Annotated in this window: 10 protein-coding genes and 2 pseudogenes; 6 read left to right on the forward strand and 6 right to left on the reverse strand. The window is 68.1% G+C overall.

The window, feature by feature from the left end; genetic code table 11:
- Nucleotides 1–87: 87 nt before the first annotated feature.
- The gene (locus BAW75_RS09395; protein WP_167435545.1) at nucleotides 88–3,078 is read right to left on the reverse strand and encodes an RCC1 domain-containing protein; all 2,991 of its coding nucleotides are present in this window, start codon (nucleotides 3,076–3,078) and stop codon (nucleotides 88–90) included.
- Between the two features lie 94 nt (nucleotides 3,079–3,172).
- Here BAW75_RS09395 and BAW75_RS32000 point away from each other — a divergent pair, with 94 nt between their 5' ends.
- Complete coding sequence (locus BAW75_RS32000; protein ID WP_146074820.1) at nucleotides 3,173–4,012, forward strand: DUF4253 domain-containing protein; 840 nt, start codon at nucleotides 3,173–3,175, stop codon at nucleotides 4,010–4,012.
- Nucleotides 4,013–4,197: 185 nt separating this feature from the next.
- On the opposite strand, the pseudogene BAW75_RS33565 reads toward BAW75_RS32000, so the two are convergent.
- Nucleotides 4,198–4,242: pseudogene (locus tag BAW75_RS33565) on the reverse strand (hypothetical protein); the annotation flags it as partial.
- A complete protein-coding gene (locus tag BAW75_RS33445; RefSeq protein ID WP_420811446.1) occupies nucleotides 4,239–4,721 on the reverse strand; it encodes a DUF4913 domain-containing protein in 483 nt (160 codons plus the stop codon). The pseudogene BAW75_RS33565 and the gene BAW75_RS33445, both read right to left, overlap by 4 nt.
- Nucleotides 4,722–4,774: 53 nt before the next feature.
- On the opposite strand from BAW75_RS33445, the gene BAW75_RS32825 reads away from it, so the two are divergent.
- From BAW75_RS32825 to BAW75_RS32015, 4 genes are all read left to right on the forward strand, one after another.
- Nucleotides 4,775–5,029 (forward strand): hypothetical protein, encoded by a 255-nt coding sequence (locus BAW75_RS32825; protein WP_244206065.1) that lies wholly within the window; start codon nucleotides 4,775–4,777, stop codon nucleotides 5,027–5,029.
- On the forward strand, nucleotides 4,969–5,160 hold the full coding sequence (locus tag BAW75_RS32830) for a DUF4913 domain-containing protein (protein ID WP_244206055.1): 192 nt from the start codon (nucleotides 4,969–4,971) through the stop codon (nucleotides 5,158–5,160). Before BAW75_RS32825 ends, BAW75_RS32830 begins: the two co-directional genes overlap by 61 nt.
- A gap of 411 nt (nucleotides 5,161–5,571) precedes the next feature.
- Nucleotides 5,572–8,172 carry a tetratricopeptide repeat protein gene (locus BAW75_RS09410; RefSeq protein ID WP_139135480.1) on the forward strand — a complete coding sequence of 867 codons (2,601 nt, stop codon included), beginning with the start codon at nucleotides 5,572–5,574 and terminating at the stop codon, nucleotides 8,170–8,172.
- 304 nt (nucleotides 8,173–8,476) lie between these two features.
- Complete coding sequence (locus BAW75_RS32015) at nucleotides 8,477–8,956, forward strand: hypothetical protein (protein ID WP_139135481.1); 480 nt, start codon at nucleotides 8,477–8,479, stop codon at nucleotides 8,954–8,956.
- A gap of 15 nt (nucleotides 8,957–8,971) precedes the next feature.
- Here BAW75_RS32015 and BAW75_RS09420 read toward each other — a convergent pair.
- From BAW75_RS09420 to BAW75_RS09425, 3 genes and pseudogenes are all read right to left on the reverse strand, one after another.
- Nucleotides 8,972–9,487 (reverse strand): annotated as a pseudogene (locus BAW75_RS09420) (IS5 family transposase); the annotation flags it as partial.
- A complete protein-coding gene (locus BAW75_RS33315; RefSeq protein ID WP_338060919.1) occupies nucleotides 9,424–9,633 on the reverse strand; it encodes a hypothetical protein in 210 nt (69 codons plus the stop codon). The pseudogene BAW75_RS09420 and the gene BAW75_RS33315, both read right to left, overlap by 64 nt.
- Before the next feature lie 75 nt (nucleotides 9,634–9,708).
- Nucleotides 9,709–10,071 carry a hypothetical protein gene (locus BAW75_RS09425; RefSeq protein WP_139135482.1) on the reverse strand — a complete coding sequence of 121 codons (363 nt, stop codon included), beginning with the start codon at nucleotides 10,069–10,071 and terminating at the stop codon, nucleotides 9,709–9,711.
- A 314-nt stretch (nucleotides 10,072–10,385) separates the two neighbouring features.
- On the opposite strand from BAW75_RS09425, the gene BAW75_RS09430 reads away from it, so the two are divergent.
- On the forward strand, nucleotides 10,386–11,615 hold the full coding sequence (locus BAW75_RS09430; RefSeq protein ID WP_091424876.1) for a hypothetical protein: 1,230 nt from the start codon (nucleotides 10,386–10,388) through the stop codon (nucleotides 11,613–11,615).
- Nucleotides 11,616–11,688: the final 73 nt, after the last annotated feature.

Consider the following 11,688-nt stretch of genomic DNA (forward strand, 5'->3'; position numbering starts at 1 on the left):
ATCGATCGCCCGCGCGGGCATCCGGCGGACGAATAGGGAGGCGCTCGGGTCCGGCGAAATGCCGGACCCGAGCGCGGTGGATCTCTTTCAGCGGTGAACGGCCGTCACCCCGCTGACCGTCGTCGGCGTGGTTGCCCCCTTCCGGGTGCCGTTGCCGAGCTGGCCGAGCAGGTTGCCGCCGTACCCGTGCACATTCCCGTCGGTGTTCACCACGAGACTGTGCAGCAGGCCGCCGGCGATCCAGCCGGCGCCTGTCAGACCGCTCGCCTTCACCGGCGTGGAGCAGTGCAGGCCGCAGTCGCGGTCGTCACCGAGCTGGCCGGAGGCGTTGCTGCCCCAGCCCCACACCGTGCCGTCGCCCTTGACGGCCATCGCGGTGGTGCTGCCCGCGTCGATCGAGACGACACCGCTGATGTTCACCTTGAGGGGCGTCGTCTGGCTGTGCGCTGCGTCGGGGTTGCCGATCTGCCCGTGGTTGCCGTCGCCCCAGGCCCAGACCGTGCCGTCGGACTTCAGCGCGTACGTGTTGTTACCGTCCGCGGCGATCAGCACGACATTGCTCAGGCCCGGCACCTGCGTGGGAGTCGCCGTGGAGCGGTGGTCGCCCAAACCGAGCTGCCCGTCCAGGCCGTGACCCCAGGTCCACACCGTGCCGTCACCCTTGAGCGCGACTGAGTGACCGGCCAGCCCGGGAGTGCCGCCCGCGGCGACCTGCACCACGCCGGTCAGACCCGGTACGGCCGCCGGCTTGGTCGCGGAGAGGACTCCGGTGCGGCCGAGCTGCCCGGCGAGATTCGAGCCCCATGCGGCCACGGTGCCGTCTGACTTGAGGGCGAGCACGTGGTCGTTACCGGCCGCGATCTGCTTGGTCCCGGTCAGGCCGTCGACCTGGACCGGCCGCCGGCTCTGGAGCCGGCTGCCGTTGCCCAGCTGACCGAGCAGGTTCTCACCCCAGGAGTGGACGACTCCGGACCTGGCCAGCGCGTAGGAGGACGCGTCACCGGAGGATACCGCCAAGATCCCGGACAGGCCGGAGACCGGTACGGCCGTGGTCTCGCTGAAGATGCTGCCGTTGCCGAGCTGGCCGAGCAGGTTGTCGCCCCACGCCGACACGGTGTCGTCGTCGTTGACCGCCAGGCTGTGCCCCTTGCCGGCGGCGACCGGCGGCGCGTAGATGATCCGCACCTTCTGGTCACAGGAGGCGGAGTTGCCGGAGTCGTCGGTCGCGGTCCACTTCACCGTGGTCTCGCCCAGGTGGAACAGGGCAGGCTGGTTGCTGTTCACGCTCGGGTTCGGGTCGGCCACGTCCCGCGCGCTCGCCGTCCCGATCGACGGGTTCAGGACGCGGTAGGTGGCGTCGTCCGGGCAGGTGATCGTCGGCGGGGTGGAGTCCCTGACCGTCACCTGCTGCGCGACGGTGGTCCGGTTGCCGGACGGGTCGCGGGCGACCCATGCCACCGTCGTCACGCCCAGCGGCAGCAGTGCCGGAGCGTTGTTGGTCAGCGTGACCGTGTCGCCGTCGGCGTCGGTCGCGGTCACGCCGGGGATCGGGCCGGAGTATCCGCCGGTGGTGTTGGCCTCCAGAGTCACCGGCGCCGCGCTGATCGTCGGGATGGTGTTGCCACCGCCGGTCTCGCCACCGCCTTGCCCGCCGGTGCCGCCGCCGAATCCGCCACCCGGCAGCGGCAGCGGGATCTGCAGGCCCTCGCAGTACCCGCGGTCGACGATCGCGACGTAGAACGGGTCACCGTCGAGGAGCCGGTCGCCGGCGTAGTAGAGGTTCAGCCGGTTTCCGGCCTCCTGGTTGTGGCTGCTCAGCACCGGTCGCACCGCGACGGCGCGGGCCGGGCCGGGGAAGAGGGAGGCCTCGTTCTCGTACGTCTTGAGGAACGGGAACTCGTCACAGTCGTTGGTCAGGCCGTCGGTCCGCAGCGAGGTGTAGTTCGCGCCGTACCCCTGCCGGCACATCGTCCGGACCCGATCCCGGGCCGTGTTGTTCACCTCGCCGTGACCCCAGTAGTCCCGCTGGTGGTAGTTGCGGTGCAGCGGTCCGTTCGAGCCGAATTCGTCGCCGGGGACGTACGTACCGACGGCTCCGGGGTAGGTCCTGGTGATGTCCTCGAAGGCGTCCTTAATGAAGCAGGTCGACTCGGTCATGCCCTGCGACGGGCTGCAGCTGAGGGTGATGTGCGACCGGGTCTGGGTGAACAGGCAGCCACCCGAGCCGAGGCTGTTGCCGTAGGACGCGCTGTCACACCGCATGTCGTCCTTGGGCAGCGGGTTGTGCGAGTCGGAGACCATCCCGCTGAGGTGCGTGCCGAGCAGATCCGGGGCGAATGCGTAGTAGCCCTTCTTGTCCTGCGGATTCGTGTCGCCGGACCACGGGGTGGTGGTGGTCGGTATGTAGAACAGCGACTCGGCGACGCTCTGCCCGTAGAGAACCTGGATGTACGGCGGGCTCGGCTCGCCACACGAGGAGCCGGAGTCCAGCGACACGCAGTTCGGCGACAACCGATAGGCCAGCCCGGGCGCGATCGTGGCCCAGCGGGCGGCGTTCTTGACGTCGACGTCCCAGTCGGTCAGCTGCACCTGGACGTCGGCGTACCGCTGGCCGTTGTAGCCGCGGATGACGTACGTCAGCAGGAACTGCACGTCGGCGATCGGCGCGCCGGTACCCCGCTCGAGGATCGGGAACGTCCAGTCGTCGGAGTAGCACGACGAGAACTTGTTCTTGTGGAAGTACTTGTTGTCGAAGTCGTCGTCGTGCACGGCCCGGCACTCGTCCAGCGTGGCCCAGTCCTCGTTGCCGAGCGGCGCGACCGCCGGCAGCAGCGACGATCCCTCGACGCTGTAGTCGTCAGTCGCCTCCTTGGCGCGCTGGATCGCGTCTTCCGGCGTGTCGATCTGCTGCTCGGCCTGCTGTCGAGGCTTGTCGGCGTTCTCGGCCACCCGACGCCGGAGCTCGGGTAGGTGTTTGCGCGCTTCTTCGCGGCTGCTGAACGAGAAGCCCTGGGTGATGTAGTCGGAGTCGGACGGGGCAGCGGCCGCCGGAGAGCCGACAGTCGCGAGTGCGGTCACCGCCAAAACAAAAGCGGATAGATAAGGTCCGATTCTCATGCGGCGGAGTTTAGGCATCAGCATTCTTCGGTGTCTGTCCGCTACAGTTTCGTCCATGACCGAGGTGCTGGAGGACCCCGAGGAAGTCGCCGATGTGCTACACGGGACCGAATTGGAAGGCCTCCCGGTCGAGGAGGGCCTCGGCGATACGCTGGTGATCACGGGTCTCGACTCGGGCCGGCTGCTCCCTGCCTGGCAAATCGCCCGGGCCGCGCTAGGCCGCACCGGCCGGTGGCCCGTTCTCACCCGGATCGACGAGCAGTGGCAGGACGTCGATGCGGAACAGGCTTCATCTGATATGGATGGCGTCGATCCATGGATGATCTATCGCTGGGCAGGGTTTAATTCGCGAATCCCGCCCGAAGAGGCGCATCTGTGGCTGCCCGACTTTCTCGATTTTCCCGACCCGTCTTTGGAACGTTCCCTGGCCGCTGTGGAGCGCTCGACGTGGGAGCGGTTGCTGGCCGACCCGGTCGCCCTCGATCAGGCGCAGCGCCGGGCGGATCACCTCGTCGGGACCGGTCGATGGTTCACTCCGCCCGGCGGCGCCCAGCGGGTGCTGCTGCCGACCCCGGTCCAGTGGCTGGCGCCGGCGTGGCTCGACTACCACGGTGCGACGGCGAAGGCGGCCCTCCCCGACCTGGGCGATGACCCGGGCCGCCGGGCTCTGGCGGCGGCGATCCGTGAGTGGGAACGCGAGTGGGGTGCCGAGCTGGTGGCCTCCTGGGGCACCATGTTGCAGTTCGTCACCACCCGTCGGCCGGCGTTGGGTGAACCGGCGTGGCAGCTGGCTCTGCAGCACCTGGCGGTCGGCGGCAGCCTGGAGTCCCCGCCCTGGGAACTGGCCCTGGCCCTTACCCGATCGGACGCCTGGTTCCTGCACGACCGACCCTGAAGCGCTGCGCCTGCTCGCTCGCCGCCGGTGGCCGAGGCGGCTCGGCACGCGCGGTGATGCCGCGCAATCAGCCGCAGCTGGCGCTGCCAAGCTGAGCGAGTACCTCCGGCGGAGCCACCCCGACCGGAAGCGGCCGACGTTCGGTGTGCTTGGCACCGGCTGGACGGGCCGTACTCGGCGGTCAGCGCGGCGAGGTGTGGGTCGAGGTGGTCGCGCCACCAGATGCTCATGCCGGTTTGGGGGTCGTGACCCGCAGTGTCTCCCAGGCCCGCCAGAGCGCGTACAGGCGGGAGATCGCCTCGGGGTGCGCCGCCCACGCATCGCGGGCACCAGTTGATCCCGCTGGTCGGCCTGGAGGCGAGGCGCCGCTCGACGACGTGGGCGAGGTAGCCGCCGACCGAAGGCCTCGACGTTGCGGTAGACCGGCTCCGGGCCGACCGGCTCCGTCGCCACCGTCTCGACGGCTGGCCGGGTCGTCGGCGAGCTGGCCGAGCAGCGCGTTGAGGTCGGCGACGGCGTCGGCGGCTGGCCCGGCGTTGGGGGTGGTCATGAGGCTGGCCCCGGTGGGACGTCGGGGGAGAGGGCCAGTCGGTGCGACCGGTGGGGTCCCAGTGAGCGATCGACGCGCGGATCGCCGCCGCGTAGGCCCGTCCTGCCAGGGAGCGGTGCGGGCGAGCGCGGGCGGGGCGCCGGAGGCGTACACGACCATCCGGCCGCGGGGCAGGGCGTGCAGGTCGGAGACGTCGAGGATGCGCTGGCGCCGTGCAACCCGACTCGATGCAGCTTGCCGCTGAGGTGGAGAGACCGACGAACCAAGTGGCCGACCTTCAGCAGACCCATGCCGAGCGCGGCCACGCTGATGACGGGGGCGATCGGCCACCGTTGTACTCCACGGTCGAGGAGCGGATGTTCACGTACCTGTTGCCGACTTTCCCGCGCCTGGCAGGCGGGTCGGCATGTCTCGATGGCATTGGTGCGAGCAATGGCGGCGCGACGACGAAGCAGCTACCCGCCTGACCACCCTCTGGTATGGCTGGGAACAGGCCCGACTGCAGGTGAACGGCATGCTTCCCCGCGGCTCAGAGAACTTGACTACCCGTCCTCTACGGCGACGACGGGCTGTTCCGCATCTGCTCTGCAAGCGATGATCTTGTTTTGGCGCGACACCACCCATCGTCGGAGGTGCCGGCCGTGCCCGCGCCCGAGAACTGGTGGAGTTGGTGGGACTGAAATCGCGTCGATCGGCCAGGCAGGATCGGGTGTGCGGCGACCGACGCGCAAGCTGGGCCCTCCTGCAGCTAACCTCACTGGTTGAGCAGCCACCCGACGAAGGCGCGGGTGGCGCCTGCGACTGCGCTGCCGATCGCAGTGAGCATGAGACGAACCCGCAGGGTCTTCAGCCGGCGGTCGGTGTTGTCTCGCATGGTTTCCTCCTGGTCCTTGCGTCGGTGCTTGGCTTATCCTTGACAGCGGCTTTTCGCCGCCGAACCAGTTGCGATGAGTGCGGTCGGGGTGGAGGGGTGTAGATGCGCGCGGACGATCGGTGACGATGGGCCGCGATGGATAGCGACGGCCGCAGTTCGGCACGACGCCGGGCACGCGGTATTAGTCGGGCACCGCTGGAGCCAGGGGCGCTCAAAGACCTCAAAGATGCGATCTACCGTCTGTACGTGGATGCTGGTCGGCCCACCCTTGACCTGATCGCCGCTGACGTCACCGGTCTGGCCGACGAACTCGACCTCCCGGGCACCCCCGGCCGTGACACCATCAACCGGATCATCGGAGATGCGCGTCTTCCGCCGGTACGTGAGGACACGGTCGCGACCGCAGTGGTCCTCGCCCAGGCGGCTGGTCGACGGGACACGGCAGCAATTGCCGCAGACATCAGCAAACTCTGGACGCGGGCGGCCGGGACGCCTGTGGACAGCAGGTTCGGGCAGCCGGTCCGGCAATGTGACCCGCTGGCGCTCGAGGTGCACCCCGCGATTCAGATAGGTCGTTCGCTACCGCCGTTGCCCCCGTACGTCGAGCGCAGACACGACCACGAGTTGGCAAAGGTCGTTAACGAAGCCTCCTCGGGCAGGAGCCGCATCGCGATGCTCGTGGGAGCGTCCTCTACGGGAAAGACACGCGCCTGCTGGGAAGCGATCCAGCGTCTGCCCGCGCAGTGGCGCGTATGGCACCCGTTCGACCCAACCCGGCCCGACGCCGCCGACCAGCATCTCGCGCAGGTCGCCGGGCATACCGTGGTCTGGTTCAACGAGGCGCAGCACTACCTGCTCACGCCCGATCCGAGGCTAGGGGAGCGCGTAGCAGCCCGATTGCGGACCCTACTGCGTGATCCAGCGCGTGGACCTGTACTGATATTGGGAACAATCTGGCCGTACTACTGGGATGCGTTGACAGGTCCGCCGCCTGCGAATGATCTTGATCTACACGCGCAGGCCCGAGAGCTGCTGATCGGCGCCGACATCACTGTGCCGGATGTTTGGGCACCAGACGAGGTGCGGCAGCTTGCGGCGGCGTCCGACGAGCGTCTGCGGGATGCCGTCGAGAACGCCGAGGCCGGGCGCATCACGCAGTACCTAGCCGGCGTGCCCGAACTGATGCAGCGATACCGCAATGCACCACCATCGGTCCGAGCTGTCCTCACCGCCGCTATCGACGCGCGCCGCCTCGGGCATCCGCTAGCCCTGCCGCACGAGTTGCTCGCGAGAGCAGCGCCCAGCTACCTGGCTGATGTCGAGTGGAACCAACTGGCCGACGACTGGTGGCAAGAGGCTCTCGCGTATACCGCTAAACCGTGTCACGGCATCGCGGGGCCGCTGATCCGGATCCGTCCTCGCCCCACTGAACGTAGCGCCACGTCTCTTACTTGTTATCGACTTGCCGACTACCTTCAGCAGCGCGGCGCAGCGGAGCGCGCGTCTATCTTCCCGCCAGCCGGGTTCTGGGACGCCGTGGCAATCTCCGTCAGCGACCCGGTTACTCTACGCAGCTTCGGTGACCACGCGGAGCGCCGCGGGCGGTACCGGCGTGCCGCTGCGCTCTACCAGCTCGCGGTCCAAGGTGGAGATAACGAGGCTCGCTGGACCTTGGCCGCATTGCGAGAACGCGCCGGAGATCAAGCCGGCGCCGCCGCGTTGCGGCAAGGCGGCACTACAACAGCTGCCGACGAGGCCGGTGAGCTATCTGCGAGCGCGGAACTGCGTGAACGGGCAGGGGACCTGCCTGGCGCAATCGTTCTGTACCGGCAGGCAGCCGATCGCGGGGATGCACAGTCCTGGGACAAGCTGGTGTCGCTGCTAGAGCAGACTTCGGACGCGAACGGCGCGCTGGCCGCGGCATTGCGGGCCGCGGACCAGGGCCAAACATCCGCGCTCAAGGTACTCGCGATCACTCGCGACCGGCTGGGGGACTTGGCCGGTTCAGAACAGGTTGCACGCCTCGCAGCCGATCGGGGCGACGCGACGATATTCACCACGCTCGGTGCGATCCGTGAACGTCTCGGCGACATGAGCAGCGCCAGAGACCTGTACCAGCGAGGTGCTGACCATGGCGATGCGTACGCACTCTGGTGTCTGTCCGAGCTTCTTCGGCGGACTGGCCTCAGGGACGAGGCGGAGAGACTCCAGCAGGCTATTGACAGCGGAACGCCGTCCGCGCTGATGACCCTTGCCGCCCTACGCGAACAGATGGGTGACTGGTCGGCCGCTCGTCAGCTGTACCAGCGGGCATCCGACCGAGGCAGTGTCGCAGCGTTGCTCTCGCTGGCCGCCCTCCACGAGCGCGACGGCGACCTCGACGCCGCAGAGAAGCGATACCAGCAAGCCATCGAGCAGGGCGACGTGACCGGCTTGTGGTCGCTGGCCGGCCTGCGCCACCAATCCGGCAACCTCGTCGGTGCCATCGATATGTATCGCAGAGCCGCCGATCACGGAATCACCGCAGCCTTGATCTCGCTGGCCGAACTAGCTGAAGAACAGGGTGATCGGGTCCAGGCGACGAACTGGGCGCAACTGGCCACTGACCAGGGCGACAGTGATGGCCTCGCCATGCTGATCCGGCTGCGCCACCGAGCGGGAGACCACGCCGGCGCGGCCCGCATGGAACGCTTCGGATTGGAGGACGATGGCAGCCCCGCCGCTCACCTCGAATGAGGGACATCAATCCTCCTTAAACCTGGCCGCTCAGCGCCCGCAGGGCATCCCTGGAATCTCGGCTTCGGCCCACGCGTCTCTCCACGGCCGCGGCGAGCGTGGGCGAAGGTGCGGACGCGGACACGCGGCAGCGGACGCTACGCGGCAGATGAGGGCGGTGCCCGGGGCGGCCTTCCCGGTGAAAAATTCCCGTTGCGGAACTTAACCGCGCACGCGAAGCGCGCCGGGTTTGAGTGCTCATGACAAACCTTGCACGGTGGCTCAGTGTCGCCAGGATTTCAGGAACGACTAAGCGGAGACACCGATGAATAGCGAGGTTGCGGCCGTCGTCGTCGCTGTCGCAGGCGTTGCGGGAACACTCGCTTCAGCTGTGATCACACAGGTCCTGGTGATGCGTGCACGATCACGCGAGGTTGAGGTTCAGAACAACCACCGGCGAGAAGATCATGAGCAAGCGCTGCAGAATGCACAGCGCGCCGAGGTCAAGACCGCCATCGCCAGCTACATTGAAGCTGCCCAGCACTTGCAGACCCAGCTCTACGCGCGCGAGCACGGCCGGGACTTCGAGGATGTAGCGCTGCTCGTCGAACAGATCTGGCTTGCCCATGCGCGAGTCGACATCCTCTGCTCTGACCGACTACGCCTGCCGCTCGTACAGCATGCGCAGGCCCTCAACGAGGTGGCCCGCCACGAAGAACGCCATGAGGACTGGTGGAACTACGTCCTTCCGTATAAGCGAGCTTTAATGGACTCAATTCGTGATGAGCTGAGACGGTCGGATTAGGGCGTGTCCTGTCGATCATGGGAGCCAGATGACGGCAGCGATCAGGACGAGGCCGGCTCGGTAGAGGGATGCGCGTTTGGCGTATCGCGTTGCCAGGTCACGCCACTGCTTGAGCCGGTTGAAGCAGCGTTCCACGACGTTGCGCTTCTTGTAGATCACCTTGTCGAAGGCCGGTGGTCGCCCGCCGTGGCTGCCCTTGGCGGCCCGGCGAGCGACCTGGTCGCTGCGTTCCGGGATGACGTGCCGGATCCCGCGCGATCGCAGGGCTCGCCGGGTCGAGTCATGTGCATAGCCCTTGTCCGCGATCAGCACCTCCGGTCGCTTGCGGGGCCGACCCGGCCCGGGCTCGTTGACGCGGATCGCGTCCAGCAGCGCCAACAGCTGCGGGTTGTCGCCGGCTTGGCCGGGGGTGAGCAGGATCGACAGCGGCCGTCCGCGTCCGTCGACCGCGAGGTGAATCTTCGTGCTCAACCCGCCGCGGGACCGGCCGATGGCCTCGCCATCTTGCGCACCAGGTTGCCGGGGAGCCCCCCTTTTTTGCGGGCGCCAGCGGCATGCTGGTGCGCCCGCACGATCGACGAGTCGATGCTGATCGTCCACTGCACCGGCGTGCCGTCGTCATGCACCTGCGCCGCCGCGAGGATCCGATCCCATGTCCCGTCAGCGGTCCAGCGCACCCGCGGCCAACCAGCACGCCGGCAAGCCCGCCGGACCTTCACCTGGACCTAATCAACCCCATCTCAAACACGCACTTAGTGGAATTCGTTGCGTTGGTGAGTCCGGTCACCGATCTGCTGGCCGTAGATATTGCCGGCCACATGCACGGTGGTCCCAGCGGGAGCCTCGCGGAGCAGATCGCGCGCCGCCGCAAGAACCGCCGGATCGCTGGCGGCCTCGGAGGCGACCAGATCCGCGCCGAGCAGTTCCTGCCACTGGCCCGGCAGGGTCTTGTCGGCGTACAGCTTCCCCTGGGCCTCGGGCCGGTCCGCGAAGAGCTCACGAAGCCGGTCCTTGAGCGCGGCATAGGCGTCCTGCACCGCGCTGCTCGCGGTCGCGCTCACACCGGCCGACGCGCCCGCCGCCAACGCCGTGACAATCAAATCCACCTCGGACAATGTCACCACCTCCTGACCACCAGTCAACCTCGGCCTTGCCACCCTTGACCAGCCGCCGATACGGTGAGCTCCGACGAGGCCGCTCGGGCGCGTCCCCCTACCGCCCAACGGTCCGACGAGGGCGACTGCATCGACGAGGGAATTGTCCCGGCCGGCAGGCTGCGGCCAGGAACTGCCTCGGTGGTGCCACCCCGACGCTGTCAATGTCCACGATGGCGGTGGCGGGCCCGCCCCGAAGGGGCGCCCGTCGGGTCGCCTTCGCCGTCGCCTCTGAATCCCGCTTCAGACAGGGGTACGTGCCGACAGGAGGAGTAATGGACGGCCACATCTTGATCCGCCTGTACTGGATCCCGCACGACGGCACCGGCCGCCTCCTGGTGCACCGGCACATGCCCGGCCGCCAAGAGTTCTGGGAATCGAGTCGAATCAGCGAGTCCACGGTGGCAAAGATCGACGCCGGCGCGCAGGACACCACCGAATGGCGGCGCCTGCTGTGCGGCATGCCGCTGGGGACGCTCACCGTCACTACCGCTGCGGGGCCCGTCGCGCTGTATCTACTGGGCCAAGAGGGCATGCGGGCCAGCCAGGCGCGGTTGGGTTTGGCACGGACGATCGCTGACGTGTCCATCCGGTCCTCGGAGGTGGCCGGCACCGTCGCGCTCGGCGACGGTCTGCTCAGCATCCCCCGGAGGGAGCGGCTGGCGGTGGGCATCCTGCCCGTCTTGCGCCGGACGCTCGCCGATCTAGCGCCGACCCCCCGTCTGACCAGCCCGGCACTGAAACTTGCCGAACCCGGCGAAATCGTGCCAGCGCACGAACTTCGGTTGCGCCTTGCGCAGGTGATCCGATTGTACGACGTCCGAGGTGGACAGATCGGGAACCACAACCTCCAGGTCAACCGCTTCGTGCTGCGTGGACCGAAGCAGAGACTGGACTTCGCGCCGGTGTTGCGGAACGCGCCGGTCAAGGCCGCGATGCACACGCTGCTGGCCGACCAGACCAACGCCCACCTTCGCCACGAGTTGGCCGACGCGCTCCGCCACGGCGCGACCGGATGGACCGTCAGCGCACAGCCACTCCTGCTGTCCGCGCGGAGCACACAGCCCGGTTTCTTCGAGCAACTGCTGGCCTTCGACGTGCACGGCCTGCAGGTCGGAAACCAAGGCACCCAGCACAACACGTTCGTCTACACGGTCGTCGCCGTCCCGACGGCCGCCGCCTTGCTCCGGGCCCACCCCGAGCTCGCCGTGGACCTGGCCGACTACCTCTGTCCACCTGTAGGCGGCGATGGCGACCGAGGCGCGCTGCGTTCCCGGATCGACCACACGCTGGCAAACCTGAACGTCGACTGGGACCGCAACCGCAACTGTAACTACGACAGCCCTCGTCCCGGCGCTGAGCTGCACGTGTTCCGCACGGACGGTATGACGGTCGGCCACCACAACCGGATCCGCACCGTCAAGGAGATCGCCATACACGCTGAACCTCAAGGGCTGCCACCGCACCGACCACCCGAGAGACGACACGGCATCGCCGGCCCCTGACCGGCATCGCCCCGCTGGCAGCTCGGGCGGCCACCCGCGGCGGGCCGGCGGGACGCTCCTATGGGGACAGGCG

It is taken from the genome of Micromonospora chalcea, assembly GCF_002926165.1.
In the GTDB taxonomy this organism is placed as follows: domain Bacteria; phylum Actinomycetota; class Actinomycetes; order Mycobacteriales; family Micromonosporaceae; genus Micromonospora; species Micromonospora chalcea.